Below are 26,579 nucleotides of genomic sequence, written 5' to 3'. Positions count from 1 at the left end.
CCTTCCCCACAGCACTTCACGGCACTTCACGGCAGAACGGCACAAGGCGACGAATGCCCCAGCACACCTCCGGGTCCGACCGGGCGGCCATCCCCCCAGCCGCCCGCGACGGTGGCAGCGCGCGGCCGCCCGCTCCCTCGACGCTCGACGAGCTGTGGCGGTCGTACAAGGCGACGGGGGACGAGCGGCTGCGGGAGCAGCTGATCCTGCACTACTCACCGCTGGTGAAGTACGTGGCCGGACGGGTGAGCGTGGGACTCCCGCCGAACGTGGAGCAGGCCGACTTCGTGTCGTCCGGTGTGTTCGGACTGATCGACGCCATCGAGAAGTTCGACATCGGCCGGGAGATCAAGTTCGAGACGTACGCGATCACCCGGATCCGGGGCGCGATGATCGACGAGCTGCGGGCGCTGGACTGGATTCCGCGTTCGGTGCGGCAGAAGGCGCGGAACGTGGAGCGGGCCTACGCGACGCTTGAGGCGCGGTTGCGGCGCACGCCGTCGGAGGGCGAGGTGGCGGCGGAGCTGGGGATCGGGATCGACGAACTGCACGCGGTCTTCGGCCAGCTGTCCCTGGCGAACGTGGTGGCGCTGGAGGAACTGCTGCATGTGGGGGGTGAGGGCGGGGACCGGCTGAGCCTGATGGACACGCTGGAGGACACCGCGGCGGACAACCCGGTGGAGGTGGCGGAGGACCGGGAGCTGCGGCGGTTTCTGGCGCGGGCCATCAACACACTGCCCGACCGGGAGAAGACCGTGGTGACGCTGTACTACTACGAGGGTCTGACGCTGGCCGAGATCGGGAACGTGCTCGGGGTGACCGAGAGCCGGGTCAGCCAGATCCACACCAAGTCCGTGCTCCAGCTGCGGGCGAAGCTGGCAAGTTTCGGCCGCTGAACCGCCCCGGCCGGCGAACGGGCGGACCTGCGCGGACGCTCTCCGCGGCACCGTGCGACTCCCGCATGGGCGGGCGCGTCCGTACAGTGGTGGGCGTGCCTAGGATTCGAGCGGCCTCCGTGGCCGAGCACCGGTCGATGCAGCGAGCCGCCCTGCTGGACGCGGCTCGGAGCCTGCTGTCCGAGGGCGGTACGGAGGCGCTGACCTTCCCGGCCCTCGCCGAACGCACGGGTCTTGCCCGGTCGTCCGTGTACGAGTACTTCCGTTCGCGAGCCGCGGTCGTCGAGGAGCTGTGCGAGGTCGACTTCCCCGTGTGGGCCGCCGAGGTGTCGGCGGCGATGGCGCGGGCGGACTCGGCCGAGGACAAGGTCGAGGCGTATGTGCGCAAGCAGCTGGCGCTGGTCGGGGACCGGCGGCACCGGGCCGTCGTGGCGATCTCGGCGAGTGAGCTGGACGCCGGGGCGCGGGAGAAGATCCGGGCCGCGCACGGCGGGCTCGTCACGATGATCGGCGAGGCGCTGGAGGAGATGGGCCACGCCCAGCCGAGGCTCGCGGCGATGCTGCTCCAGGGCGTGGTGGACGCGGCGGTCCGACGCATCGAACTCGGCGCGGCCGAGGACCCCGGGGACATCACCGACGCGGCGGTGGCGATGGCCCTGCGGGGTGTGCGCGGCTGAGCCCGGCCGGAGTGGGGCGGGGCTGGGTGGGGGCGCGGCGGGTTGAGTTGGCCGTGGCCGAGGTCCCCGGGGACATCACCGACGCGGCGGTGGCGATGGCCCTGCGGGGTGTGCGGGGCTGAGCCCGGCCGGGGTGGGGCGGGGCTGGGTGGGTCGAACTGGGCGCGGCCGAGGATCGTGCGGAGATCACCGACGCGGCGGTGGCGATGGCCGCGCCGGGTGTGCGGAGCTGGGTCCCGGACGGGGCGCGGCGGGGTCCGGTTCTTGGGCGGGGGGTGCGTTCAGGACCGGTAGGAGTCTCGACGGGCCCCGGTGCAGCAGCCACGGGGGGAGCAGCAGGAGCGGGTTCAGATAGGTGTCGCCGCTGAGCAGTCCCCAGTGGACACAGGTGCCGGCGGTGCAGTGCGATCCGGTCGGTTCCACCCGCCCCACCACCTCGCCCGCCGCCACCGCGTCGCCCGTGCGCACCGACGGGTCCACCGGCTCGTAGGTCGTCCGCAGGTCCGTGCCCGCCAGTTCGATCGAGACCACGCCCCGCCCGGCCACCCGGCCGGCGAAGGACACCCGGCCCGCCGCGACCGCCCGTACCGGAGCACCGGGTGGCGCGCCCAGGTCGACGCCCCGGTGCCCGGGTCCGTACGCCGAGGCCGGTGGCTCCCAGCCGCGTACCACGACGGGCCGCGTCCCCACCGGCCAGAACCGGGCGAGCGCCGGGACCGCGGCCGGCGGGGGCGCGGCAGGAGGTGGAGCGGGAGGCGGGGAAGCGGCAGGCCGGGGTACCAGGACCGCAGGCCGCGGCGGCTGCGCCCGGGCCGGAAGCGCCGAACCGCCCAGGACCGTCACCGCCGCCGCACCCGCCACCGTCGCCCACACCCCCAGCACCCCCAGCACCCTTATCTGCGTGGGAACCCACACACGCTCCCACGCCCACCCGGCACGAACCGCTCGCCGAGTCCAGGCGGTCCGCACCGCACGCATCGCTGACATCGCACTCATGCGAGAACCGTCCCGCACCCGCGCCGATCATGGCCGGGACCCGTGGACTACTCACCGGTTGTGGACAGCGGCGTCACCCGGTGCCCCGCCGGTCCCGTACACTTCTGGTGGCGACCCGGGTCACCGGGTCGACTTCGCACGCCCCGACACACACCGGCCGGCAACGGTCCGATGGTGTCAGCGCCCCTCGGTCCTCCTGTGGCAACGGCGCACGTGGGCGTCAGGCGCGGAAGCCGTCCGGCATCCGCGGCACAACCGAGAAACCCAAGGAGATACGGCCATGGCCGTCGTCACGATGCGGGAGCTGCTGGAGAGCGGCGTCCACTTCGGTCACCAGACCCGTCGCTGGAACCCGAAGATGAAGCGCTTCATCTTCACCGAGCGCAACGGCATCTACATCATTGACCTGCTCCAGTCGCTGTCGTACATCGACCGCGCCTACGAGTTCGTCAAGGAGACCGTCGCCCACGGCGGCACGGTCATGTTCGTCGGTACCAAGAAGCAGGCGCAGGAGGCCATCGCTGAGCAGGCCACCCGCGTCGGCATGCCGTACGTCAACCAGCGCTGGCTGGGCGGCATGCTCACCAACTTCTCGACCGTCTACAAGCGTCTGCAGCGCCTGAAGGAGCTTGAGCAGATCGACTTCGAGGACGTCGCCGCCTCCGGTCTGACCAAGAAGGAGCTTCTCGTGCTCTCGCGCGAGAAGGCCAAGCTGGAGAAGACGCTCGGTGGTATCCGCGAGATGCAGAAGGTGCCCAGCGCCGTCTGGATCGTGGACACCAAGAAGGAGCACATCGCGGTCGGTGAGGCCCGGAAGCTCAACATCCCGGTCGTCGCCATCCTCGACACCAACTGCGACCCCGACGAGGTCGACTACAAGATCCCGGGCAACGACGACGCGATCCGCTCCGTCACTCTGCTCACCCGTGTGATCGCCGACGCCGTCGCCGAGGGTCTGATCTCCCGCTCCGGTGTCGCGACCGAGGGCAAGGGCGAGAAGGCCGCGGGCGAGCCGCTGGCCGAGTGGGAGCGCGACCTGCTTGAGGGCGAGAAGAAGGCCGCGGAGGCTCCCGCCGCGGAGGCTCCGGCTGTGGAGGCTCCCGCCGAGGAGACTCCGGCCGCGGAGGCTCCGGTTGTGGAGGCTCCGGCCGCGGAGGCTCCCGCCGCCGCCGAGGCGCCGGCCGCCGAGGGCGAGCAGGCCTGACCCCGTCAGCGCCAGCGTTGACGGCGGGAGCGGCGACATGAAGTCCGCTCCCGCCGTTCACCCGTAGGTCAGCACCGAGTCGAGGATCTGCCCCTACATGTAGATCGCAGACCGTGCAGATCTTCGATTCTCCAGACTTCGAGAAAGATTCACAGACTCATGGCGAACTACACCGCCGCCGACGTCAAGCAGCTCCGCGAGCTGACGGGCGCCGGCATGATGGACTGCAAGAAGGCGCTGGACGAGGCCGAGGGCAACGTCGAGAAGGCCGTCGAGGCGCTCCGCATCAAGGGCCAGAAGGGCGTCGCCAAGCGCGAGGGCCGCTCCGCCGAGAACGGCGCGGTGGTCTCGGTCATCGCCGACGACAACTCCTCCGGCGTCCTCGTCGAGCTGAAGTGCGAGACGGACTTCGTCGCCAAGGGCGAGAAGTTCCAGTCCGTCGCCAGCGCGATCGCCGAGCATGTCGCCAAGACCTCCCCGGCCGACATCGAGGCGCTGCTCGCCTCCGAGATCGAGGCCGGCAAGACCGTCCAGGCGTTCGTGGACGAGGCCAACGCCAACCTCGGCGAGAAGATCGTCCTGGACCGCTTCGCGCAGTTCGCCGACGGCTTCGTGACCGCGTACATGCACCGCACCATGCCCGACCTGCCCCCGCAGATCGGTGTCCTGGTCGAGCTCGACAAGCCGAACGCCGAGATCGCCAAGGGCGTCGCCCAGCACATCGCCGCCTTCGCGCCCAAGTACCTCTCCAAGGAGGACGTCCCGGCCGAGGTCGTCGAGTCCGAGCGCCGCATCGCCGAGGAGACCACCCGCGCCGAGGGCAAGCCCGAGGCCGCGATCGCCAAGATCGTCGAGGGCCGTCTGAACGGCTTCTTCAAGGACGCGACGCTGCTCGGCCAGCCGTACGCCATCGACAACAAGAAGTCGGTCCAGAAGGTTCTGGAGGAGGCCGGTGTCACCCTGAAGCGCTTCACGCGCATCAAGGTCGGCATCTGAGTCCGTACCGCGATCGACACGCGACCCCGATAGGGTCGACAGCAGTCGTCCGCGCAGACCGCCGCACTCGGGCACGCGGCGGACGGCAGCAGATCTGACGAGGAGGCCATTGCCGCGCATGGGAGCGAAGAGCGACCCCATCGGCAATGGCCTTCTTCGCATGCGCACCACGTGAAAGAGGCGGATCTCATGACCACCAAGCCCCAGAAGAGCGATGACGGCAAAGTTCGCGGCCGGTTTCTGCTGAAGCTGTCCGGAGAGGCATTCTCCGGTGGCGGGGGCCTGGGCGTGGATCCCGATGTGGTGCACAAGATCGCCCGTGAGATCGCCGCCGTCGTCCGGGACGGCGCGCAGATCGCGGTCGTCATCGGCGGCGGCAACTTCTTCCGCGGTGCCGAGCTCCAGCAGCGCGGCATGGACCGGGCCCGCTCCGACTACATGGGCATGCTCGGCACGGTGATGAACTGCCTCGCCCTCCAGGACTTCCTGGAGAAGGAGGGCATCCAGTCCCGGGTGCAGACCGCCATCACCATGGGCCAGGTCGCCGAGCCGTACATTCCGCTGCGTGCGGTGCGGCACCTGGAGAAGGGCCGCGTGGTGATCTTCGGCGCCGGTATGGGCATGCCGTACTTCTCCACCGACACCACCGCGGCCCAGCGCGCCCTGGAGATCGACGCCGAGGCGCTGCTGATGGGCAAGAACGGGGTGGACGGGGTTTACGACTCCGACCCGAAGGCCAACCCGGACGCCGTCAAGTTCGACTCCCTCGGCTACGGCGAGGTCATCACCCGCGACCTCAAGGTCGCCGACGCCACCGCCATCACGCTGTGCCGCGACAACAAGCTGCCCATCCTTGTCTTCGAGCTTCTCGCGGAGGGCAATATCGCCCGTGCCGTCAAGGGTGAGAAGATCGGCACACTCGTGGGTGACCAGGACGGTCGGCACTGACCGGAGAATCACCCGGACCCTGACCGGGGGATGGACAATGACCTGCCCGGTCGGGAACCGTGCAGGAAGAAGACGCGACGCAGCCGGCCGTGGGCCCCGACAAGGAACCGCAGCCGGGCCTACTCAAGACACGCAGGAGCAAGTGGTGATCGAAGAGACCCTCCTCGAAGCCGAGGAGAAGATGGAGAAGGCCGTCGTGGTCGCCAAGGAGGACTTCGCCGCGATCCGCACCGGCCGTGCGCACCCGGCCATGTTCAACAAGATCGTGGCCGACTACTACGGCGCCCCGACGCCGATCAACCAGCTGGCCTCGTTCTCCGTGCCGGAGCCGCGCATGGCGGTCGTCACGCCGTTCGACAAGAGCGCGCTGCGCAACATCGAGCAGGCGATCCGGGACTCCGACCTGGGGGTCAACCCCAGCAACGACGGCAACATCATCCGTGTGGTGTTCCCCGAGCTCACCGAGGAGCGCCGTCGCGACTACATCAAGGTCGCCAAGGGCAAGGCCGAGGACGCCAAGATCTCCATCCGCTCCGTGCGGCGCAAGGCCAAGGAAGCCATCGACAAGCTGATCAAGGACGGCGAGGTCGGCGAGGACGAGGGCCGCCGTGCGGAGAAGGAGCTGGACGACACCACGGCGAAGTACGTCGCCCAGGTGGACGAGCTCCTCAAGCACAAGGAAGCGGAGCTGCTTGAGGTCTGATGAACGACTCTTCCTGGGGGGCGCCGCCACAAGCCGGGTACTGGGGGCCCGCCGAGCACGGCCCCGGTCAGGGGTACGGCCGGGGGGCCGCCCCGGCGGGTCCCGCGTACGATGCGCATGACGCGCAGCAGACTCGCCCCATGCCCATCGTCCCCGACGACGTACCCGCGCAGGGCGGAGACCAGGACCGGGACCGGGGGGCCGCTCGGCTGAGCGGCCCCCCGGCCCGCGACGAGACGTTCCGCAGCGGTGCGTACCACGACGGTGCGTACTACACCGAGACCCCGTCGGCGCACCCCCACGGGGCGGCGCCGCAGAATCCGGAGCCCATGCCCGACGCCCGACAGCCCGCTCCCGCACCGCAGAAGAAGAGTGCGGGCCGGGACCTGGGTGCCGCCATAGGCGTCGGCGTCGGGCTCGGTGTGGTCATCCTCGCGTCCCTGTTCATCGTCAAGGCCGTCTTCGTCGGCGTCATAGCAGTGGCCGTGGTGGTCGGGCTGTGGGAGCTGACCAACCGGCTACAGGAGCGCAAGGGCATCAGGGCACCCCTGGTTCCGCTGGCGCTCGGCGGCGCCGCGATGGTCGTCGCCGGTTATGTCCGGGGCGCCCAGGGCGCCTGGGTGGCCATGGCGCTGACCGCGCTCGCGGTCCTCGTGTGGCGCATGACGCAGCCACCGGAGGGCTATCTCAGAGACGTCACGGCGGGCGTCTTCGCGGCGTTCTACGTGCCGTTCCTCGCCACGTTCGTGGCGATGATGCTGGACGCCGACGACGGCTCGCGCCGCGTTCTGACCTTTCTGATCCTCACGGTCGTCAGCGACACCGGCGCGTACGCGGTCGGCTGGCGCTTCGGCAGGCACAAGCTCGCCCCGCGGATCAGCCCCGGCAAGACCCGCGAAGGGCTGCTCGGCGCGGTGCTGTTCGCGATGGTCGCCGGCGCCCTGTGCATGCAGTTCCTGATCGACGACGGCGCCTGGTGGCAGGGTCTGCTCCTCGGCCTCGCGGTCGCGGCCAGCGCCACCCTCGGCGACCTCGGCGAGTCCATGATCAAGCGGGATCTGGGCATCAAGGACATGGGGACACTGCTCCCCGGTCACGGCGGCATCATGGACCGCCTCGACTCGCTGCTGCCGACGGCGCCCGTGGTGTGGCTGCTGATGGTGCTGTTCGTCGGATCCGCGTGAACGCTCCGCTGACCGGGCGGTGACGGGTCGTCTGTCCGCGGCCGGGTCCTGGCCGGTCGCGCAGTTCCCCGCGCCCCCGTCGGGGCGGGGCGCCGTGCCTCCCTCCACACCGCCGAAGTGGCCACGAGGCCACTCGTGCGACACTGGTCGAGCCATGCCTAAGCCCGGAGAACTTACTTTCGTCGCCCCGCGCGGTGCTCAGCGGCCGCCGCGGCATCTCGCCGATCTGTCGCCCGCCGAACGCAAGGAGGCCGTCGCCGCGATCGGCGAGAAGCCGTTCCGGGCGAAGCAGCTCGCGCAGCACTACTTCGCGCGGTACACGCACGACCCCGAGCAGTGGACCGACATCCCGGCCGCCTCGCGGGACCGGCTGCGCGAGGCGCTGTTCCCCGAGCTGATGACGGTCGTACGGCATCTGTCGACCGACCAGGGCACCACCCGCAAGACCCTGTGGCGGCTGTTCGACGGGACGCTCGTCGAGTCGGTGCTCATGCGCTACCCGGACCGGGTGACCATGTGCATCAGCTCGCAGGCGGGGTGCGGGATGAACTGCCCGTTCTGCGCCACCGGGCAGGCCGGGCTCGACCGGAATCTGTCGACCGCCGAGATCGTGCACCAGATCGTGGACGGCATGCGTTCGCTCAGGGACGGCGAGGTGCCGGGCGGCCCCGCCCGGCTGTCCAACATCGTCTTCATGGGCATGGGCGAGCCGCTCGCCAACTACAAGCGGGTCGTGGGCGCCATCCGGGCCCTCACCGATCCCGAGCCGGACGGGCTCGGGCTGTCCCAGCGCGGCATCACCGTCTCCACCGTCGGACTCGTCCCGGCCATCCACCGGTTCGCCGACGAGGGCTTCAAGTGCCGCCTCGCCATCTCGCTGCACGCGCCCGACGACGAGCTGCGCGACACCCTCGTCCCCGTCAACACGCGGTGGAAGGTGCGCGAGGTGCTCGACGCTGGCTTCGGGTACGCCGCGAGGTCCGGGCGCCGGCTGTCCATCGAGTACGCGCTGATCCGGGACATCAACGACCAGGCGTGGCGCGGCGACCGGCTCGGCCGGCTGCTCAAGGGCAGGCCCGTGCACGTCAACCTGATCCCGCTCAACCCGACGCCCGGCTCCAAGTGGACCGCGTCCAGGCCCGAGGACGAGAAGGCCTTCGTGGCGGCCATCGAGGCGCACGGGGTGCCGGTGACCATCCGGGACACCCGCGGTCAGGAGATCGACGGCGCCTGCGGTCAGCTGGCTGCCACCGAGCGGTAGCCGGACGGTAGTCTGAGGGCGTCCATCACGTCATACCTTCCTATCGTCAAGCTCACCGTCGGAAGCCTCGGCTTTCAAAACCTCGGCTTTCGAACCCTCACATTCCGAAACTTCATATTCCGACAGGGGAGCGCCACAGCGCTGAGAGTGCGGCACACGGGCCGCAGACCCTCCGAACCTCGCCCAGGTCATTCTGGGTAGGGAGATCGGTCCTCACTCAAGCTGTTGCGCCCTGCCCGGACATCCCTCGCGGAGTCCGGGCAGGGCCGCGTCTCTTCCTGGTCAACCCCAGGAGGAATTCAGTTGCACACCAAGACCCTGGTGGCCGCCGCGGCCGGGCTCGCACTGGTCACGCTGTCCGCGTGCGGGTCCACCGGCGACAAGGGCGCCGCGGACTCCAAGACCGTCACCCTCGTCAGCCACGACTCGTGGGCCGTCTCGAAGAACGTCCTCAAGGATTTCGAGGAGCGGTCGGGTTACAGCGTCAAGGTCCTCAAGGACGGCGACGCCGGACAGGCCGTCAACAAGGCGATCCTGACCAAGGACAACCCGCAGGGCGACGTCTTCTTCGGCGTCGACAACACCCTGCTGTCGCGGGCCCTGGACAACGGGCTGTTCCAGCCGTACGAGGCCCGGGGCTCCGACCGGCTGCGGCCCGAGTTCCGGTCCGATACGTCCGGGCACCGGGTCACGCCCATCGACACCGGCGACATCTGCGTCAACTACGACAAGGCGTACTTCGACCGGCACGGGCTGACCCCGCCGCAGACCTTCGACGACCTGGTCGAACCGGCGTACAAGAACCTCCTCGTCACCGAGAACGCCGGCACCTCTTCGCCCGGCCTCGGCTTTCTGCTCGGCACCGCCGCCAGATACGGCGACGGGGGCTGGCCGGAGTACTGGAAGAAGCTCAAGGCCAACGGCGTCAAGGTCGTGGACGGCTGGGAGCAGGCCTACGACGAGGAGTTCTCCGGTTCGGCCGGTGGCCGGAAGGCGGGCGGCGACCGGCCGCTCGTCGTGTCCTACGCCTCCTCGCCGCCCGCCGAGGTCGTCTACGCCGACCCGAAGCCGGCCACCGCGCCCACCGGAGTGGCCGCCGGCACCTGCTTCCGGCAGACCGAGTACGCCGGGCTGCTCACCGGCGCCCGCAACAGCGCGGGCGGCAAGGCGCTGCTGAACTTCCTGATCGGCAAGGAGTTCCAGGAGGACATGCCGCTCAATATGTACGTCTATCCGGTGCGCGCGGACGCGAAGGTGCCGCAGGAGTTCGTGAAGTACGGCCCGCAGGCCAAGGATCCCGAGAACCTGGCGCCCGACCGGATCGCCGCCAACCGTGACCAGTGGGTCAAGTCGTGGACCTCGCTCGTACTGAAGTAGCCGACGCGGCCCCGGGCGGGCGGCGTACGGGGAGCGTGGTGCGGCTCGCGCTGATGGCCGGGCCGGTCGCGTTCTTCGCCGTCTTCTTCGCCTGGCCCGTGGCCGCCATCGTCGCCCGCGGGCTGAAGCCGGACGGAGCCTGGCAGTTGGGGCGGATCACGGACGTCGTGACCCGCTCCGACATCCGGCACGTGCTGTGGTTCACCACCTGGCAGGCGCTCGCCTCCACGGCGCTCACCCTGCTGGTGGCGCTGCCCGGCGCGTATGTCTTCGCGCGCCTCGACTTCCCCGGCAAGCGGGTCCTGCGGGCCGTGGTCACCGTGCCGTTCGTGCTGCCGACCGTCGTGGTCGGCACGGCGTTCCTCGCCCTCGTCGGGCGCGGCGGGCTCCTCGACGACCTGTGGGGCGTTCGGCTGGACACCACGGTGTGGGCGATCCTGCTCGCGCACGTCTTCTTCAACTACGCCGTAGTCGTCCGCACCGTCGGCGGCCTGTGGTCCGGGCTCGACCCGCGCCAGGAGGAGGCGGCGCGGATGCTGGGTGCCGGGCCGCTGACCGCCTGGCGCAAGGTGACCCTGCCGGCGCTGGCCCCGGCGGTGGCCGCCGCCGCGCTGATGGTGTTCCTGTTCACCTTCACCTCCTTCGGCGTGGTGCAGATCCTCGGCGGCCCCACCTTCGCCACGCTCGAAGTGGAGATCTACCGGCAGACGTCCCAGATCTTCGACCTGTCCACGGCCGCGGTCCTCACCCTCGTCCAGTTCGCGGCGGTGGTCGCGGTGCTCGCCGTGCACGCCTGGACGGTACGGCGGCGGGAGAGCGCGCTGCGCCTGGTCGACGCCTCGCTGACGGCGCGCCGGCCGCGCGGAGCGGGCCAGTGGGCACTGCTCGCCGGCGTCCTCGTCACCGTCACGGCGCTCGTCCTGCTGCCGCTCGCGGTGCTGGTGCAGCGCTCCCTCGACGCCCCCGGGCTGCGCTACTACCGGGCCCTGACCCACGAGGACGGCGGCACGTTCCTGGTGGCGCCGATCGCGGCGGTCGGCAACTCCCTGCGGTACGCGGTCGCCGCCACCGCCATCGCGGTGCTGATCGGCTCCCTGGCCGCCGCCGCGCTGTCCCGGCTCCCCCCGTCCCGGCTTCGCCCGACCGGGGGCCTCCCCGTCGCGGACCGGATCGTCCGGGGCTTCGACGCGCTGCTGATGCTGCCGCTCGGCGTCTCGGCCGTGACCGTCGGCTTCGGATTCCTGATCGCCCTCGACGAACCGCCGCTGGATCTGCGGCAGTCCTGGATCCTCGTCCCGCTCGCGCAGGCACTGGTCGGCGTGCCCTTCGTGGTCCGGACGATGCTGCCGGTGCTGCGGGCCGTCGACGGGCGGCTGCGGGAGGCGGCGACCGTGCTCGGGGCGTCACCCTGGCGGGTGTGGCGGGAGGTCGACCTGCCGCTGGTGCGGCGGGCGCTGCTGGTCGCGGCCGGGTTCGCGTTCGCCGTGTCGCTCGGGGAGTTCGGCGCGACCGTGTTCATCGCGCGGCCCGACAACCCCACGCTGCCGGTCGCCGTGGCCCGGCTGCTCGGTCGGCCCGGAGACCTCAACTACGGGCAGACGATGGCCCTTTCCACGATTTTGATGGTGGTGTGCGCGGCGGCGCTGCTGGTGCTCGAACGGCTCCGCCCGTACCGGAGCGGGGAGTTCTGATGCTGCTGAGCCTCATGTCCGCGACCGTTCGCCTCGGCGGGCGGACCGTGCTCGACGCCGTGGACCTGGAGGTGGCCGAGCACGAGATCGTGTGTGTGCTCGGGCCCAGCGGCAGCGGCAAGTCGACGCTGCTCCGGGCGGTGGCCGGGCTGCAGCCCCTGGACTCCGGGCGGGTCGTGCTCGACGGGCGGGACCAGACGGGTGTGCCCGCGCACCGGCGCGAGGTCGGGCTGATGTTCCAGGACCACCAGCTGTTCCCGCAGCGGGACGTGGGCGGCAACGTGGCGTTCGGACTGCGGATGCGCGGCGCGTCGAAGGAGCGGCAGCGGTCCGGCGTACGGGAGTTGCTGGAGCTGGTCGGGCTGCCGGGTGCCGCCGGGCGGGCCGTGGACCGGCTCTCCGGGGGCGAGCAGCAGCGGGTGGCGCTCGCCCGGGCCCTCGCGCCCGGGCCGCGGCTGCTGATGCTGGACGAACCGCTCGGCCAGCTGGACCGCTCGCTGCGGGAGCGGCTGGTGGTGGAACTGCGGGAGCTGTTCGACCGGTTGGGTACCACCGTGCTCGCCGTCACGCACGACCAGGGGGAGGCCTTCGCGCTCGCCGACCGGGTGGTGGTGATGCGCGACGGCCGGATCGCCCAGTCCGGTACGCCGCTTGAGGTGTGGCAGCGGCCGGCGGACGAGTTCGTGGCCCGCTTCCTCGGCTTCGAGAACGTCGTCGGCGCACAGGTCACCGGGGCGGTGGCCCTCACCCCGTGGGGGAAGCTGCCGGTGCCCGAGCCCGCGCCCCAGGGCCGGCGCACCCTGCTGGTGCGGCCCGCCGGTGTGCGGCTCGGGCCGGCGGACGAGGGGCTGCGCTGCACGGTGACCGCCCGCACCTTCAGGGGCACCCATGTGGCCGTCCACCTCCAACCGGCAAACGGGCCCCGTCTGGAGGCGGCGTGCGCGCTGCGGTCGGCCCCGGACGCCGGGGCCGAGGTCGGGGTGGGCTTCGACGCGGCGGAAATAGTCGTGTTGGACTGAGGGCCGTGGATCTAGGGTGAGGGCCATGACCCGTCTTGCCCATGACCGTTACGTCGACGAGATCGCCCGCCAGGTCGCCCAGGTGCGGGACGTGGTGACCTCCGGCGCCGATCTGTCCGCACCCGTGCCCACCTGTCCTGACTGGCGCCTTGAGGAACTGGTGTGCCACCTCGGCGGCGCCCTGCGCTGGGTCGCCGCGACCGTCGCCGGCCGGGCCCAGGAGGCCGTTCCGCACGACGAGGTACCGGAGATCGCGGGACCGGCGCCGGGCAGCGCCCCCGCCGTCCTGGACACGTGGTTCGCGCACAGCGGCCGGCTGGTGGTGGACGCGCTGCGCGAGGCCGGACCCGACACCGAGGTGTGGGCCTGGGCCGATGACCGCTCCTCGGGCTTCTGGGCCCGCCGGATGGCACACGAGATCACCGTGCACCGCGCGGACGCCACCCTGGCGGCCGAACTGCCCTACGAGGTCGCGCCGGACATCGCCGCCGACGCGATCGACGAGGGGCTGGAACTGGTGGAGTGGGCGCAGCGCAACACGGCGCACGATCCGGCGCGCGACCTGCGCGGCCCGGACCGGAGCATCCATCTGCACGCCACCGACGCCCCGCCCGGACTCGATGCCGAATGGCTGATCCGGCTCGATGAGGACGGCGTGCGGCACAGCCGCGGCCACGCGCGGGCGACGGTCGCCCTGCGCGGCCCCCTGACCTCCGTGCTGCTCGCCTTCTACCGCCGACTGCCGCTGGACAGGCCGGAGTTGGTCATCGTGGGCGAGCGGGGGGTGCTGGAGTTCTGGCTGGCGCGGACGGCGTTCGGCTGAACGGCCGTGGCCCGCCCCCGCACTGCGGGGACGGGCCACGGCGGAATGCCGAACCGGGGTGTCAGCGACCGCTGTTCGCCCCGCGGCGGCGCATGCCGAAGAACACAGCGCCACCGCCGATGACGACGAAGGCGGCGGCCGCACCGGCGATCAGACCGGTGTTGGAGTTCGCACCCGTCTCGGCGAGGTTCGAGTCACCGGCCGCCGGGGACGGCGCGTTGCTCGACGTGTCCGCCGGGGCGGTGCTGGTGCTCTCCGAGGCCGACGGGGTCGGGGTCTGCGACTCGGCGGGGGTGGACTCGGACTCGGACGGCGACGGAGTGGCCTCCGGCGGCGTCGGAGTCGGGGTGTCCTCGGTCTTGCAGGCCGTGGACGGGGTGGTGAGGTTGGGCTTGATGTCCTCGTCCACCTGGTTGCCGGCCTTGACGTGGATCCGGTACGTCGCGTTGGGCTTCCAGTCCTCGGTGAACGAGACGGTGGTGCCCTGACGCGAGCCCTTGATCTCCTGGGGCTCACCGACCTGCTTCTCGTCGGCACCGTTGTTCTCCAGGAACACGGTGATGACAGCGGGCGTACCGGAGGCGTCCTTGTCGGTGACGACGATGACGCCGTTGGTGCCGTCGCACTTGGCTTCGGCGGAGAACTCACGGATGTTGCAGGCGAGCGCGGAGTTGGTGACGCCCAGTGCGAGCGCCACGGTCGCGGAGGCAACACCCAGAATGCGCACGGAACGACGTGCGCTACGGCGAGTTATGGACACGTTTGTCCTTTACAGAGTGCATCTGCGGGGGGCTTGCGGGGGTGATGAGGCAACGACGGAGTCCCGCTTCAACACCCCCTTGAGACTCACAGGTCTATAAGCGGTTCATAAGCACTGTCAATGCAGATGCCGCCCACGCGCGTTGGCTTTGCACTCTTGTTAACTCCCGGGAGGTTTCAACGACTCGGGAACCGATTCGATCAAGCCGACCGGCGCGAAGTCAGCCCTGCACCGCCGCCGGATCCATCCACACGACCTCCCAGGTGTGGCCGTCGAGGTCGTCGAAGGCACGGCCGTACATGAAGCCGTGGTCCTGGGGGGTGCCGCTCGCCGTGCCGCCCGCCGCGATCGCCCGGTTCACCAACTCGTCGACCTTCTCGCGGCTTTCGGCGCTCAGACACACCAGCACCTCGCTGGCCTTGGCCGAGTCGACGATCTCCTTCGAGGTGAAGGTGGCGTAGCGCTCCTTGCTGAGCAGCATCGCGACGATGGTGTCGCTGATGACGACGCAGGCGCAGTCGTCCCCGCTGAACTGCGGGTTGATCGTGTACCCCAGCTCGGTGAAGAACCTCTTCGACGCCTCGACGTCAGCGGTGGCCAGGTTCACGAAGATCATCTGCTGGTACATGGGGCCTCTCCCCTCGGTTGCGTGCCGTTCGAGGGGGTAGACCGGGGGCCGCCGGGAAACTCATCGGCGGCCGCGGACCTCTGCCGTACCGCTGTCAGGATCCCTCAGCGGCCCAGCGGGAACGCCACCAGGTCGGCGACCGCCACGGTGAGCGGACCGAACAGGGCGAGCAGGGCGCCCGCGCGCAGGGCCGCGGCGCCGCGCAGCAGGGTCGCGGGCGCGCCGAGCCGCACCAGGGCGGCGATGGTGTCGGCGCGGCACTGCCGGGCCTCCACGGCCGCCGTCAGCAGGGTCGCCACGGTGCAGCCGGTGACCAGGAGGACGCCGAAGGTGGTGAGCGGGCCGGAGGCGGGGACGACGGAGGAGACCGAGGAGATAGGGGAGACCGAGGAGAAAAGGGAGAACGGGGAGAACACGGTCAGGGCGAACGCGCCCGAGACGACCGCGCAGACGACGCCGAGCGGGCGGCCGATACGGACGGCCTCCGCCATCAGCGCCCGGCCGGCGAGCAGCCGCAGCGCGCCCGGCCGGGCCGTCTGCAGCAGCCGGCCGCACAGATGGGTGAGGCCGGGGCCCGCCAGGACCAGCCCCACGGCGGTCAGGGCCCAGCCGATCAGCACGCCGGGCAGGGCCGGGCCGGGGCCGGCGGACCGGTCGCCGTACGCCTCCACGGTCAGGCCGACCGTGAGGACCGCGATGCCCCAGGGCAGGCCGGAGGGTGCGCGCCGCGGATCGGCGAGGGCGTGCGTCCAGCCGGCATCCGGTGACGCGGGGTCGGCCGGAGTGCCGTCGGCCGGATCGGGGTGTGCGGGGTCCCACTCGCCGTCCACCGGGGCGGGCCGGTCGTCCCCGCGGCCGGGCGGCCGTTCGATGTCGCCCCTGTGCGGGACGGGCACCGTGCCGACGACCCGTGTCGCGGCGGCCGGTCGGACGGTGCCGTTCTCCGACCGGGTGGCGAACCCGGTGTGCGCTCCCAGGGCCTCGCGCGACCGTGCCCGCCCGTAGGAGCCGAAGCGGCCGTATGTCCATGCCGCGCGCTGCGCGGGGCGGGCGCCCCGGGGCCGCAGCACCAGGGCCACCGTGCCCGAGGCGATCAGCGGCGCCGGCAGGAGGAGGGTGAGGGCGGCCGGCAGGGGTAGCGGCTCGCCCGCGGCCAGGAGGTGCCGCGCGGCCCCGTCGAAGGGCATGCCCGTCAGGTCGCCGCGCAGATGGAGGAAGACCAGCAGGGCCACCGCCGAGCCCAGCGTGCAGGACAGGGCCGTGGTCAGGACCGAGATCGCCATCAGCCGGCCGGGTCCGAGGCCGAGGGCCGAGAGCCCGGGGCGGGGCCTGGTGCCCGGGTCGGTGCGGGCGACCGCCACCGCGAAGTGGACGGTGGCGGCCAGCGGCACCGCGCACCAGGCCAGGCTCTGCACCGACTCCGTCGGGTTCTCGGGGTGCGCCAGGGCTTGGGCGAGGGTGCTCAGCAGCAGGAAGCCCGTGCCCGCCGCGGCCGTCGCCACCAGGAGGCGGCGCAGATGGACCGCGGGATGGGCGCCGCGGCTCAGACGGAGAGCGAGCACGCCGCCCGGCCTTCCGACTCGGTGACCGGTGGAAGGTGCACGGTGGTCACGCGCCGCCCGTCGAGCAGCGCCACCGTGCGGTCGGCGAGGGCCGCGGTCTCCGCGTCGTGGGTGGCGAGGACGACGGTGATGCCGTGCGAGCGGGCCGCCGTCGTCAGCGTGCGCAGCACCTGGGCGCGGTCGGCGCGGTGCAGGGGGGCCGTGGGCTCGTCCGCGAACAGCACCGTGGGGGCCGGGGCGAGCGCCCGGGCGATCGAGACCCGTTGACGTTCGGACTGCCGCAACTGGTGCGGATGCCGATGGGACCTGTGGCCGACGTCGAGCCGTTCCAGCCACTCCAGGGCGGCGGTCTTGGCGCGGCGGCGGCTGGTGCCGCGCAGCATCAGGGGCAGCGCGGTGTTCTCCCACACGTTCAGCTCCGGGAGCAGGGCGGGCGCCGGGTCGATCCAGCCGAACCGGTCGCGGCGCAGCCGTTCCCGGGCCAGCGGGCCCATGGTGTGCACGGGCGCGCTGTTGAACCAGACCTCGCCGCGCCGGACCGGCAGGAGCCCGGACAGGCAGCGCAGCAGGGTCGTCTTGCCGCTGCCGCGCGGCCCGCTGACGGCGATGATCTCGCCCTCCCGCACACCGAGCGAGACACCACCGAGGGCGGGCGAGCCGTCGTTGTGGGTGAAGTGCAGGGACCGTGCCCAGAGCACGTCGTTGTCCGGCGGGGCCTCCATGGGCGTACACCTCGGTTCTGATCCGTTTTTCCCGGTGCCTGGTCCCCCTTCCGGGGGAACGAAGGCCGGGCCGATCGGTCACTGGCACGCTAGGCAGCCGCCACGGGGTGGCCGGACAGCACACGGCCCCGGGCCGCCGTTCTTCATTCGAACGGGCGACGCCGGGGCCGTCGATCAGCTGATCAGCGGCGCGGGGCGGGCGGGGCCGCACCACCGCGCCGGGGCCCGGGGGCCGGGGGCCGGGGGCCGGGGCTCAGAGCTTGGTCCATGCCTCCGTCAGCGTGGCGCGCAGGATCTGCTCGATCTCGTCGAAGGTCCCCTGGTCGGAGATCAGCGGCGGGGCGAGCTGGACGACCGGGTCGCCGCGGTCGTCGGCCCGGCAGTACAGGCCATTGTCGAAGAGAGCCTTGGAGAGGAAGCCGTACAGGACGCGCTCGGTCTCCTCGTCGTTGAAGGTCTCCTTGGTGTTCTTGTCCTTGACCAGTTCGATGCCGTAGAAGAAGCCGTTGCCGCGGACGTCGCCGACGATGGGCAGGTCGTGCAGCTTCTGCAGGGTGGCCAGGAACGCGGGCTCGTTGTCCAGCACATGCTGGTTGAGGCCCTCGCGCTCGAACAGGTCGAGGTTGGCGAGGCCCACCGCGGCGGAGACCGGGTGGCCGCCGAAGGTGTAGCCGTGCAGGAAGGTGTTGTCGCCCTTGTAGAACGGCTCGGCCAGGCGGTCGGAGATGATGCAGGCGCCGATCGGGGAGTAGCCGGAGGTCATGCCCTTGGCGCAGGTGATCATGTCCGGTACGTAGTCGAACTTGTCGCACGCGAACATCGTGCCGAGCCGGCCGAAGGCGCAGATGACCTCGTCGGAGACGAGCAGCACGTCGTACTGGTCGCAGATCTCGCGCACCCGCTGGAAGTAGCCGGGCGGCGGCGGGAAGCAGCCGCCGGCGTTCTGCACCGGCTCCAGGAAGACCGCGGCGACGGTGTCCGGGCCCTCGAAGAGGATCTGCTGCTCGATCTGGTCGGCGGCCCAGCGGCCGAATGCCTCCGGGTCGTCGCCGAAGATCGGGGCGCGGTAGATGTTGGTGTTGGGCACCTTGTGCGCGCCCGGCACCAGCGGCTCGAAGGGGGCCTTCAGGCCCGGCAGGCCGGTGATGGACAGGGCGCCCTGCGGGGTGCCGTGGTAGGCGACCGCGCGGGAGATGACCTTGTACTTGGTGGGCTTGCCGGTCAGCTTGAAGTACTGCTTGGCGAGCTTCCAGGCGGTCTCGACGGCCTCGCCGCCGCCGGTGGTGAAGAAGACCTTGTTCAGGTCGCCCGGCGCGTAGCCGGCCAGTCGCTCGGCCAGTTCCACGGCCTTCGGGTGGGCGTAGGACCACACCGGGAAGAACGCCAGCTCCTGGGCCTGCTTGAAGGCCGTCTCGGCGAGTTCCGTGCGGCCGTGACCGGCCTGGACCACGAACAGGCCCGCGAGACCGTCGAGATAGCGCTTGCCCTTGTCGTCGTAGATGTAGGTGCCCTCGCCCCGGACGATGGTCGGGACGGGGGAGTTCTCGTACGAGGACATGCGGGTGAAGTGCATCCACAGGTGGTCGTACGCGCTGCGGCTCAGGTCCTTTGTGCTCACGGTTATCGGGATCCCCACATATAGGTCTGCTTCTTGAGCTTGAGGTAGACGAAGCTCTCGGTGGAGCGCACTCCGGGCAGGGCCCGGATGCGTTTGTTGATGACGTCCAGCAGGTGGTCGTCGTCCTCGCAGACGATCTCGGCGAGGATGTCGAACGAGCCCGCGGTCATCACCACGTACTCGACTTCCGACATGGCGGTCAGCGCATCGGCCGCGGACTCCACATCGCCCTCGACGTTGATCCCGACCATCGCCTGCCGGCGGAAGCCCACGGTGAGCGGGTCCGTGACGGCGACGATCTGCATCACGCCCTGGTCGAGCAGCTTCTGGACGCGCTGGCGCACGGCCGCCTCGGACAGGCCCACGGCCTTGCCGATGGCGGCGTAGGGCCGGCGTCCGTCCTGCTGGAGCTGCTCGATGATGGCGAGGGAGACGGCGTCCAGGTGGGGAGTGCCGTTCCTGGGATCGCGGGACGAGTCCCTCTGGTCTGCGCTTCGACTGGCCACGCCCTCACTGTGCACGACGTCTCGACAGTTCCGCAAGGCTCCTTCAATGAAATTCGTTGTTTACGCCATCGAGACGTGCGGATTTCGCAGCCATGGCCCGAACGGGGGTGTTGAAAACGTCGGCTCCCGGACTAGGGTGGGTGTCTCAGTGACTGGACAGATCTGACCTGACAGGAGGCCGGCAGTGAGCACCGAGCTGGGGCGGCTGCGCAAGCTCCGCAATTACGTCGACGGTGAGTTCCGGGATGCCGCCGACGGACGGACCACCGAGGTGGTCAACCCCGCGACGGGCGAGGCGTACGCGACCGCGCCGCTGTCCGGCCAGGCGGACGTGGACGCCGCGATGGCGTCAGCCGCCGCGGCCTTCCCCGGCTGGCGCGACACCACGCCCGCCGAGCGGCAGAAGGCACTGCTGAAGATCGCCGACGCGTTCGAGGAGCGCGCCGAGGAACTGATCGCGGCGGAGGTGGAGAACACGGGCAAGCCGGTCGGCCTGACCCGCTCCGAGGAGATCCCGCCGATGGTCGACCAGATCCGGTTCTTCGCGGGCGCCGCGCGGATGCTGGAGGGCCGCTCGGCCGGCGAGTACATGGAGGGCATGACCTCGATCGTGCGCCGCGAGCCGGTCGGCGTCTGCGCGCAGGTCGCGCCGTGGAACTACCCGATGATGATGGCCGTGTGGAAGTTCGCCCCGGCGATCGCCGCGGGCAACACGGTCGTCCTCAAGCCCTCGGACACCACCCCGGCCTCCGCCGTGCTGATCGCCGAGATCATCGGTTCGATCCTGCCCAAGGGCGTCTTCAACGTCATCTGCGGCGACCGCGACACCGGCCGCCTCATGGTGGAGCACCCCACCCCGGCGATGGCCTCCATCACCGGCTCCGTCCGCGCCGGCATCTCCGTCGCCGGGTCCGCGGCCAAGGACGTCAAGCGGGTGCACCTGGAACTGGGCGGCAAGGCGCCGGTCGTCGTCTTCGAGGACACCGACATCCCGAAGGCCGTCGAGGACATCTCGGTCGCGGGCTTCTTCAACGCCGGCCAGGACTGTACGGCCGCCACCCGCGTCCTCGTCCAGGAGTCCATCCACGACGAGTTCGTCGCCGCGCTGGCCAAGGCCGCCGCCGACACCAAGACCGGGCAGCCGGACGACGAGGACGTCCTCTACGGCCCGCTGAACAACCCGAACCAGCTCAAGCAGGTCTCCGGCTTCATCGAGCGGCTGCCCGCGCACGCCAAGGTCGAGGCCGGCGGGCGGCAGGTCGGCGAGCAGGGCTACTTCTACGCCCCGACCGTCGTCTCGGGCCTCAAACAGGACGACGAGATCATCCAGAACGAGGTCTTCGGGCCGGTCATCACCGTCCAGTCCTTCACCGACGAGGACCAGGCCGTGCGGTGGGCCAACGGCGTCGAGTACGCCCTCGCCTCCTCCGTCTGGACCAAGGACCACGCCCGTGCCATGCGGATGTCCAAGAAGCTGGACTTCGGCTGCGTGTGGATCAACACGCACATTCCGCTGGTCGCCGAGATGCCGCACGGCGGCTTCAAGAAGTCCGGCTACGGCAAGGACCTGTCGGGGTACGGCTTCGACGACTACACGCGGATCAAGCACGTGATGACGTCACTGGACGGCTGACGGGCGCTCCGCTGGGTTGGCGGAGGTCTTCAGTGTGCGGCGCCGTAGTGACCGGGCGTGCGGATTCCTCGCGTCCGGTCGGTGGTTGGCTGCGGCGCCGTTGTGGCTGGTCGCGCAGTTCCTCGCGCCCCTTCGGGGCAAGGGAGCGACAACGTGTCTGGTAGGGCGGGGGTGGTCGACGGTGGTCCATTGTTCTGCTCGGTGTCGCGCCCGCCGACCGCGCCGTGCCGGACACCTCCGCCACCGACAAGAGGCTGATCTGGGCGAACTGGCCGCTGTACGTCGACACCGACGACGACAACCGGAACCGCAGGCCCACGCTGGCGGCCTTCGAGAAGCGCACCGGCATCTCCGTCGACTACATCGAGGAGATCAACGACAACGACGAGTTCTTCGGCAAGATCAGCCAGGGCAACGGCGTGGACATCACCCGGTGGACCGCGGACGACTTCCACCGGGTCTGCGACCAGGTGGAGCGGCAGACCCGCCGCGGCCAGATCCGCCGTTTCACCGGCAACGACTATACGAAGGACCTGGTCAGCGGGGACGTGCTGGCCAGGCTCCTTGACTACTACTTCGGGCCCGAGGCCGCGGCGGAGCCGGCCGCCTGGGTGAACTACGTCTGCCCGGTCCCGGCGGCCAAGGACGTGCTCGCCGCCGCCAAGGACAAGGACACCGCGGCCCTCGCCGACAACCCGCTGATCTTCCCCGACGACACGATGCGCCGGCGCCTCGCCGTCGCCCGCGACATCATCTCCGAGGAGCGGGCCGACTTCGCCAAGCGGTGGAACAGGATCGCGGGGCTCTAGGCCCTGTCGTCAAACCCCCGCCTGCCCCGCGAAGCCATGCACGCACTCTCGCCGCACCGGCCACAGGCCCAAGTACGTCCAGTACGAGGACCTGCGCCCGGCACACCGAGAGCACGCTCCCCCAAGCTCTCGGCTCCGCTCGACCAGGGGGACCCCCACGACGCCGCAGGGCCCGCCCTCCGGGCGAACGACGGGAGTTTGACGACAGGACCTAGGCGGGTGCGGTCACTTGAGGCCGCTGAGCATGACGCCGCGGATGTAGTACTTCTGGAGCAGCAGGAACAGGATCAGGACCGGCAGGATGCTGAGGACGAGGCCGGCCATGACGACGGGCATCGTGCGGGTCGGATCGATGTGGTCCTGAAGGAGCTGGATGCCGACGGGCAGGGTCATCACGTCCGGGTCGGCGGTCGAGACGAGCAACGCCCAGATGTACTCGTTCCAGGCGTCGACGAAGGTCAGCAGCCCGAGCGTCACCACGACCGGCTTGGTCTGCGGCACCACGATCCGCCACCACACGGCGAACTCACCGGCCCCGTCGATGCGCGCGGCCTCCAGCACCTCGTCCGGGATCGAGAGCATGAACTGGCGCATCAGGAAGATCCCGAAGCCGTTGACGAGGAACGGCACGGTGAGCGCCACGATGCTGACGGTCAGGCCCGCGCCGCCGCGTCCGAACAGATCGTTGCCGCCCGCCAGCGGCCAGTGCACCAGGATCAGGAAGCGCGGGACGAAGAACAGGAACGGCGGGAACATCATCGTCGACAGCACGAGGCGGAAGACGAAGTCCCGCCCGGGGAAGCGGAGTTTGGCGAGCGCGTAGCCGGCGAGCGACGACGTGAGCAGCACCGACCCGGTGATCACGGCGGTGGCGACGACGCTGTTGCGGAAGAGCACCGGCAGGTCGAGCTGGTCGATGGCGGCCCGGTAGTTGGACGGGTCGAACGCCTTGGGCAGGAACCGGTACGGCAACGTGCCGGACTCGCCGGGCCCCTTGAACGACGTCATCACCATGTCGAGGAACGGCACCACCGTGAGCGCGGCGCCGGTCCCGACCACCAGATACGACAGCCACGGGAACCGGCGGCGGATCACGCGTCCTCCCCGCCGCGCCGGAAGATCCACAACTGCGCCAGGGTGACCACGAGGACCACGACGAACAGCACGAAGGCGGCGGCGCTCGCCGCGCCCCAGTCGCCGTACGAGAAGGCCTGCCGGTACATCTCCAGTGCGGCCACATCGGTCGCGTCGCCCGGCCCGCCCCTGGTCATCACGGTGATCAGCGCGAACGACTGGAGGCCGGAGATGAACTGGGTGACGCACACGAGCAGCAGGGACGGCCGCAGCAGTGGCAGGGTGATCTTCCAGAAGACGGTGACGGGCCCGGCGCCGTCGAGCGCGGCGGCCTCGTAGTACGACTCGGGAACGGACTTCAGCCCGGCGGTCAGGATGAGGATCGCCGTGCCGAGCGAGGCCCAGGCCTGTACGACCACGACGGAGGGCAGCGCGGTGTCCGGGTCCTGGAGGAACGCCACCGAGCCGATCCCCAGGGCGTTGAGGACGCCGTTGACCAGGCCGCCCGGCTCGTACATGTACTTCCACACGTTGCCGACGGCGACGACGGTCGTGACGATCGGCAGGAAGTACAGGGTGCGCCACAGCCCTTGGAAGCGCAGCTTGTCGATGCAGGTGGCGACGAGCACGGAGCCCGCGAGCGCGAGGGCCACGGTGCCCAGGGCGAACAGCAGTGTGTTGGTGAGGATCGGCGTCAGGAACGTCGATCCGTCCGCGAACAGGCCGGTGAAGTTGTCCGGACCGACCGGATCGATGGCGCCGAGGTCGAACCCGGCCCAGCGGGACATCGACAGCAGCAGCGCGAAGCCGAGCGGCAGGATCAGGAACACGGCGAAGAACAGCAGCGTCGGCGCGAGGAAGAGATAGGCGACGAGGGCCTGGCGGCGCCGGGCGCGGGTGCGGCCGTCGACGGCGGACGGTACGTACCGCCTGCCGTGCGCCCGCTCGGCCGTCTCCGGTACCAGGGCGTTCACCATGAGCGCGACACCTCCTGGTCGACCTGGCGGCGGGTCGTGCGCAGCGCCTCGTCGACGGACTGCTGACCGGTCCAGAGCGCCTCGATGTTCTTGCGCAGCAGCGACTTGGCCTGCTGCGCGCCCGGCACGTTCGGCTCGGGCACCGCGTACGCCAGCGCGTCCAGGAACGGGCGCAGATTCGGATCGCGGCCCGGGTCGCCGCCGCTGCCTTCACCGACTGCGCCTGCCCCTGCGCCTGCGCCTGCCCCTGCCTCTGCGCCGCCGTCGCCGAGGAGGGTCCGCATGTCGTCGGCGCGGCCGGTCAGCGAGCCGACCGACACCTGGAGCAGGCTCATCCGGGTCGCCGTCGCGCCCTTCGCGGCGTTCTTCACGTTCACCTTCTCGGTGTTGAGCCAGCGCAGGAACTCCCAGGCCTCGCCCGGGTGTTCACAGGCCGTGTTGACGCCCAGCAGGAACCCGGTGCAGAGCGTGGCGCGTCGGCCGCCCGCCGCGGGCACGGGCACGGGCGCGACGCCCACATCGCGGTAGTCCTCGCCCATCAGGGCCTTCAGGGTCCCGGTCCACCAGCCGGCGCCGACCACCATGGCCGCCTGCCCGGACGGGAACGCCCGGTAGACGTTGACGCCGGGGGCGCTCGCGCCCTTGCCGACGAGGCGGTGCTCCAGGTCGAACACGGCCCGGCCGGCCGGCGAGTCGATGGCGGTGCGCCTGCCGTCCGCGGAGACGAACGTTCCGCCGGCCGTGCTCAGCAGGGCGAGCGTCTGGCCGACGGTGGTGGAGTCGTCGTAGGCCGAAAGACCGAACCCCTGGACCAGCGTGTTGCCGTACCGGTCCCGCCTGGTGGTGCGGTAGGCCGTCTCCTCCAACTCCCGCCAGGTGCGCGGAGGTCCGTCCACGCCGGCCTCGCGCAGCAGCCGCTTGTTGTAGTAGAGGGCGTACGTCTGCACCTCGGTGGGGTAGCCGTAGACCGTGCCTCCCACCGATGACGCGCCGACCGCGGCCTCGCTGTAGCCGCGCCTGATCTCCGCGGCGTGCCCGGACGGAGCCGGCCGCAGGACACCGGCCCGGACCAGTTGGCCGTTCCACAGGCAGTACGGGTGGACGATGTCGGCGCCCTGGCCGGCGGCCTGCCGGACCATGAAGGTGGTCAGCAGGTCGGTGAACTCGACCGCCGTCGTCCGCACCTTGACCCGTTCGTGCGTGGCGTTCCACTCGTCGACCGGGCCCTGGAGGGCCTTCTTGAGCGCGCCGCTCGCGTAGTGGGAGAGCAGGGTGAGGACGATCGGATCCCCGGGGCGCCCGGTGCCCCGGTGCGGCGCGGCGCACCCGGAGGCGAGCAGCGCCGAGGGGAGAGCGAGCGCGAAGTGACGGCGGCTCAGGCCGCCGGTGCGGCGTCCCGGCGTCATCGGGTGGCCTCCTTGCGCAGCACGCGGAACAGCCGGGTCGTGCGGAAACCGGCGTCGCGGTACAGATGGCCCGCCGGGGAGCGCTCACCGGTCCACAGGAACCACGCCGAGTGCGCCCCGCGCGCCCGCATCCGCTCCAGGACCAGATGCAGCAGAACCTTGCCGAGCCCGGTGCCGCGCCTTTCTTCCAGCACACCGAACGGGCCGAACCTCTCGTCCACCGACTCGTACGCGCCGTGCATCGCCCAGCCCACCAGGCGGCCCGCGGGGTCCCGGACGACGACGATCCGGTCGAGCGGTGTGCCAGCGGCCAGACACTCCCGGATCGCGCGCGCCCAGTCCGGGCTGAAGTGCTGCCCGGCGAGCGCCACCAGGTCCACCAGGTCGTCGTCGGACGGTGTGCCGAACCGGTGGCCGTGTGCCGTCAGTTCGGCCAGGCGGCGCGCCGCGTCCGCGGGGAAGCGGTAGCCGACCAGGCCACGGTCCATCGCCGCAGCTTCGTACAGCGTGCGAAAGCCCAGGGACTCAAGGAGCCCGGCCGCTTCCGGGTACGCCTCGGCGTCCAGGCCGGGCAGGACGTAGTGCGGAGTGTACGAGGAGAAGTCCACCTGGGTGCGGCCGTGGCCGTGCAGCCAGTCGAGGGCGTCGGTCAGCAGCCGGCGGCCGAGGCCGCGCCCGCGGGCGGCCGGGTCGACGAAGAAGAACGGGATCCAGCCCTGCTCCGGCTCCAGGTCGATGCCGGTCAGCGGCGTCAGCCGGCGCACCGCGTAGGCCGCGCCGACGACACGTCCGCCGTCGACACGTCCGCCGTCGACACGCGCGCCGTCGACCGCGACCCGAAGCCCCGCCGGATCGAAGTTGGCGTCGAGCAGCACCAGGGAGCGGAAGCGGTCCGCCGTGATCGGGTCGGCCGGCGCACTGCGGCGCCACGCCTGCACCACCTGCGGACCGTCGCCCACGCGAAAGCCACGGATCACGGCCCCAGAACGCGTCGTGCGGTCGGTCATGGACGGGGGCGCCCTTTCCTGCGCGGGCTCACTTCGCGTACGGCCGTGCTCATCCTTCGCCCCCGTCCGCCGGTGACCTCTTGAAACGGCGGCTGGAAATTT

At 70.9% G+C, this 26,579-nt stretch carries 24 protein-coding genes, 1 pseudogene and 1 riboswitch; of the genes and pseudogenes, 14 read left to right on the top strand and 11 right to left on the bottom strand.

Translation table 11 applies throughout. The features are described from left to right. Positions 1-53 precede the first annotated feature (53 nt). Together whiG and ACFYTE_RS21110 are read left to right on the top strand one after the other, a co-directional pair. Entirely contained in the window at positions 54-896 is an 843-nt protein-coding gene (gene whiG / locus ACFYTE_RS21115; protein WP_388712397.1) for an RNA polymerase sigma factor WhiG, read from the top strand. A 119-nt stretch (positions 897-1,015) separates the two neighbouring features. Next, on the top strand, positions 1,016-1,573 hold the full coding sequence (locus ACFYTE_RS21110) for a TetR/AcrR family transcriptional regulator (protein ID WP_388712860.1): 558 nt from the start codon (positions 1,016-1,018) through the stop codon (positions 1,571-1,573). 186 nt (positions 1,574-1,759) lie between these two features. Here ACFYTE_RS21110 and ACFYTE_RS21105 read toward each other — a convergent pair whose 3' ends face one another. Next, positions 1,760-2,356: a murein hydrolase activator EnvC family protein gene (locus ACFYTE_RS21105; protein WP_388712857.1), complete on the bottom strand. Its 597-nt coding sequence runs from the start codon at positions 2,354-2,356 to the stop codon at positions 1,760-1,762. A gap of 493 nt (positions 2,357-2,849) precedes the next feature. Between ACFYTE_RS21105 and rpsB the strand changes: the two genes are divergently transcribed. The 10 genes from rpsB (at position 2,850) to ACFYTE_RS21055 (ending at position 13,775) form a co-directional block, all read left to right on the top strand. Continuing rightward, positions 2,850-3,773, top strand: a complete 924-nt coding sequence (gene rpsB, locus ACFYTE_RS21100; protein ID WP_388712394.1) for a 30S ribosomal protein S2 — start codon at positions 2,850-2,852, stop codon at positions 3,771-3,773. Positions 3,774-3,932: 159 nt separating this feature from the next. Continuing rightward, positions 3,933-4,769: a translation elongation factor Ts gene (tsf, locus tag ACFYTE_RS21095; protein WP_388712391.1), complete on the top strand. Its 837-nt coding sequence runs from the start codon at positions 3,933-3,935 to the stop codon at positions 4,767-4,769. A gap of 189 nt (positions 4,770-4,958) precedes the next feature. Then, on the top strand, positions 4,959-5,717 hold the full coding sequence (gene pyrH, locus ACFYTE_RS21090) for a UMP kinase (RefSeq protein ID WP_351735680.1): 759 nt from the start codon (positions 4,959-4,961) through the stop codon (positions 5,715-5,717). Positions 5,718-5,862: 145 nt separating this feature from the next. Further along, complete coding sequence (frr, locus tag ACFYTE_RS21085; RefSeq protein ID WP_121890953.1) at positions 5,863-6,420, top strand: ribosome recycling factor; 558 nt, start codon at positions 5,863-5,865, stop codon at positions 6,418-6,420. Next, positions 6,420-7,604 carry a phosphatidate cytidylyltransferase gene (locus ACFYTE_RS21080; RefSeq protein WP_388712387.1) on the top strand — a complete coding sequence of 395 codons (1,185 nt, stop codon included), beginning with the start codon at positions 6,420-6,422 and terminating at the stop codon, positions 7,602-7,604. Before frr ends, ACFYTE_RS21080 begins: the two co-directional genes overlap by 1 nt. 154 nt (positions 7,605-7,758) lie before the next feature. After that, the gene (gene rlmN / locus ACFYTE_RS21075) at positions 7,759-8,865 is read left to right on the top strand and encodes a 23S rRNA (adenine(2503)-C(2))-methyltransferase RlmN (protein WP_388712385.1); all 1,107 of its coding nucleotides are present in this window, start codon (positions 7,759-7,761) and stop codon (positions 8,863-8,865) included. A gap of 114 nt (positions 8,866-8,979) precedes the next feature. Continuing rightward, a riboswitch (TPP riboswitch) is annotated at positions 8,980-9,087 on the top strand. Between the two features lie 81 nt (positions 9,088-9,168). Next, entirely contained in the window at positions 9,169-10,242 is a 1,074-nt protein-coding gene (locus ACFYTE_RS21070) for a thiamine ABC transporter substrate binding subunit (protein ID WP_388712382.1), read from the top strand. A gap of 53 nt (positions 10,243-10,295) precedes the next feature. Then, positions 10,296-11,933, top strand: coding sequence for an ABC transporter permease (locus ACFYTE_RS21065; RefSeq protein WP_388712854.1), 1,638 nt, complete (start codon positions 10,296-10,298; stop codon positions 11,931-11,933). After that, positions 11,933-12,952 carry an ABC transporter ATP-binding protein gene (locus ACFYTE_RS21060; RefSeq protein ID WP_388712379.1) on the top strand — a complete coding sequence of 340 codons (1,020 nt, stop codon included), beginning with the start codon at positions 11,933-11,935 and terminating at the stop codon, positions 12,950-12,952. Before ACFYTE_RS21065 ends, ACFYTE_RS21060 begins: the two co-directional genes overlap by 1 nt. A 25-nt stretch (positions 12,953-12,977) precedes the next feature. Beyond that, a complete protein-coding gene (locus tag ACFYTE_RS21055) occupies positions 12,978-13,775 on the top strand; it encodes a maleylpyruvate isomerase family mycothiol-dependent enzyme (protein ID WP_388712376.1) in 798 nt (265 codons plus the stop codon). A gap of 61 nt (positions 13,776-13,836) precedes the next feature. Here the strand turns inward: ACFYTE_RS21055 and ACFYTE_RS21050 are convergent, their stop codons facing one another. The 6 genes from ACFYTE_RS21050 to ACFYTE_RS21025 all read right to left on the bottom strand — a co-directional run bounded on the left by ACFYTE_RS21050 (position 13,837) and on the right by ACFYTE_RS21025 (position 19,586). Then, positions 13,837-14,535 (bottom strand): LAETG motif-containing sortase-dependent surface protein, encoded by a 699-nt coding sequence (locus ACFYTE_RS21050; RefSeq protein ID WP_388712373.1) that lies wholly within the window; start codon positions 14,533-14,535, stop codon positions 13,837-13,839. 220 nt (positions 14,536-14,755) lie between these two features. Next, positions 14,756-15,163, bottom strand: coding sequence for a VOC family protein (locus ACFYTE_RS21045; RefSeq protein WP_388712370.1), 408 nt, complete (start codon positions 15,161-15,163; stop codon positions 14,756-14,758). A gap of 104 nt (positions 15,164-15,267) precedes the next feature. Continuing rightward, positions 15,268-16,725 carry a hypothetical protein gene (locus ACFYTE_RS21040; RefSeq protein ID WP_388712367.1) on the bottom strand — a complete coding sequence of 486 codons (1,458 nt, stop codon included), beginning with the start codon at positions 16,723-16,725 and terminating at the stop codon, positions 15,268-15,270. Further along, on the bottom strand, positions 16,707-17,447 hold the full coding sequence (locus ACFYTE_RS21035; RefSeq protein WP_388712365.1) for an ABC transporter ATP-binding protein: 741 nt from the start codon (positions 17,445-17,447) through the stop codon (positions 16,707-16,709). The genes ACFYTE_RS21040 and ACFYTE_RS21035 overlap by 19 nt, the downstream gene beginning before the upstream one ends. Positions 17,448-17,700: 253 nt before the next feature. Next, positions 17,701-19,083 (bottom strand): aspartate aminotransferase family protein, encoded by a 1,383-nt coding sequence (locus ACFYTE_RS21030; protein WP_388712362.1) that lies wholly within the window; start codon positions 19,081-19,083, stop codon positions 17,701-17,703. Next, positions 19,068-19,586, bottom strand: a complete 519-nt coding sequence (locus ACFYTE_RS21025; protein WP_388712850.1) for an Lrp/AsnC family transcriptional regulator — start codon at positions 19,584-19,586, stop codon at positions 19,068-19,070. The genes ACFYTE_RS21030 and ACFYTE_RS21025 overlap by 16 nt, the downstream gene beginning before the upstream one ends. Positions 19,587-19,755: 169 nt before the next feature. Between ACFYTE_RS21025 and ACFYTE_RS21020 the strand changes: the two genes are divergently transcribed. Next, a complete protein-coding gene (locus ACFYTE_RS21020) occupies positions 19,756-21,204 on the top strand; it encodes a gamma-aminobutyraldehyde dehydrogenase (protein ID WP_388712359.1) in 1,449 nt (482 codons plus the stop codon). A gap of 203 nt (positions 21,205-21,407) precedes the next feature. Continuing rightward, positions 21,408-22,013 (top strand): annotated as a pseudogene (locus ACFYTE_RS21015) (hypothetical protein); the annotation flags it as partial. 225 nt (positions 22,014-22,238) lie between these two features. Here ACFYTE_RS21015 and ACFYTE_RS21010 read toward each other — a convergent pair. The 4 genes from ACFYTE_RS21010 to ACFYTE_RS20995 are packed head-to-tail and all read right to left on the bottom strand — an operon-like array spanning position 22,239 to position 26,477. Further along, positions 22,239-23,108 carry a carbohydrate ABC transporter permease gene (locus ACFYTE_RS21010; RefSeq protein WP_388712356.1) on the bottom strand — a complete coding sequence of 290 codons (870 nt, stop codon included), beginning with the start codon at positions 23,106-23,108 and terminating at the stop codon, positions 22,239-22,241. Next, the gene (locus tag ACFYTE_RS21005) at positions 23,105-24,064 is read right to left on the bottom strand and encodes a carbohydrate ABC transporter permease (protein ID WP_388712353.1); all 960 of its coding nucleotides are present in this window, start codon (positions 24,062-24,064) and stop codon (positions 23,105-23,107) included. The genes ACFYTE_RS21010 and ACFYTE_RS21005 overlap by 4 nt, the downstream gene beginning before the upstream one ends. Next, positions 24,058-25,470 carry an ABC transporter substrate-binding protein gene (locus tag ACFYTE_RS21000; RefSeq protein WP_388712350.1) on the bottom strand — a complete coding sequence of 471 codons (1,413 nt, stop codon included), beginning with the start codon at positions 25,468-25,470 and terminating at the stop codon, positions 24,058-24,060. Before ACFYTE_RS21000 ends, ACFYTE_RS21005 begins: the two co-directional genes overlap by 7 nt. Next, the gene (locus ACFYTE_RS20995; protein ID WP_388712347.1) at positions 25,467-26,477 is read right to left on the bottom strand and encodes a GNAT family N-acetyltransferase; all 1,011 of its coding nucleotides are present in this window, start codon (positions 26,475-26,477) and stop codon (positions 25,467-25,469) included. The genes ACFYTE_RS21000 and ACFYTE_RS20995 overlap by 4 nt, the downstream gene beginning before the upstream one ends. Positions 26,478-26,579 lie beyond the last annotated feature (102 nt).

It is taken from the genome of Streptomyces sp. NPDC004629 (genome assembly GCF_042873595.1).
GTDB lineage: Bacteria > Actinomycetota > Actinomycetes > Streptomycetales > Streptomycetaceae > Streptomyces.
The sequence above is the reverse complement of the archived record's forward strand: the minus strand, read 5'-3'. Positions and strand labels throughout refer to the sequence as shown.

Bases quoted from the DNA above. Each gene is read 5' to 3' on its own strand.
- tsf (WP_388712391.1), top strand. From the start codon at position 3,933: ATGGCGAACTACACCGCCGCCGACGTCAAGCAGCTCCGCGAGCTGACG.
- ACFYTE_RS21005 (WP_388712353.1), bottom strand. From the start codon at position 24,064: ATGGTGAACGCCCTGGTACCGGAGACGGCCGAGCGGGCGCACGGCAGG.
- ACFYTE_RS21000 (WP_388712350.1), bottom strand. From the start codon at position 25,470: ATGACGCCGGGACGCCGCACCGGCGGCCTGAGCCGCCGTCACTTCGCG.
- rpsB (WP_388712394.1), top strand. From the start codon at position 2,850: ATGGCCGTCGTCACGATGCGGGAGCTGCTGGAGAGCGGCGTCCACTTC.
- ACFYTE_RS21060 (WP_388712379.1), top strand. From the start codon at position 11,933: ATGCTGCTGAGCCTCATGTCCGCGACCGTTCGCCTCGGCGGGCGGACC.
- ACFYTE_RS21065 (WP_388712854.1), top strand. From the start codon at position 10,296: ATGGCCGGGCCGGTCGCGTTCTTCGCCGTCTTCTTCGCCTGGCCCGTG.
- ACFYTE_RS21035 (WP_388712365.1), bottom strand. From the start codon at position 17,447: ATGGAGGCCCCGCCGGACAACGACGTGCTCTGGGCACGGTCCCTGCAC.
- whiG (WP_388712397.1), top strand. From the start codon at position 54: ATGCCCCAGCACACCTCCGGGTCCGACCGGGCGGCCATCCCCCCAGCC.
- ACFYTE_RS21080 (WP_388712387.1), top strand. From the start codon at position 6,420: ATGAACGACTCTTCCTGGGGGGCGCCGCCACAAGCCGGGTACTGGGGG.
- ACFYTE_RS21045 (WP_388712370.1), bottom strand. From the start codon at position 15,163: ATGTACCAGCAGATGATCTTCGTGAACCTGGCCACCGCTGACGTCGAG.
- ACFYTE_RS21055 (WP_388712376.1), top strand. From the start codon at position 12,978: ATGACCCGTCTTGCCCATGACCGTTACGTCGACGAGATCGCCCGCCAG.
- rlmN (WP_388712385.1), top strand. From the start codon at position 7,759: ATGCCTAAGCCCGGAGAACTTACTTTCGTCGCCCCGCGCGGTGCTCAG.
- pyrH (WP_351735680.1), top strand. From the start codon at position 4,959: ATGACCACCAAGCCCCAGAAGAGCGATGACGGCAAAGTTCGCGGCCGG.
- ACFYTE_RS20995 (WP_388712347.1), bottom strand. From the start codon at position 26,477: ATGACCGACCGCACGACGCGTTCTGGGGCCGTGATCCGTGGCTTTCGC.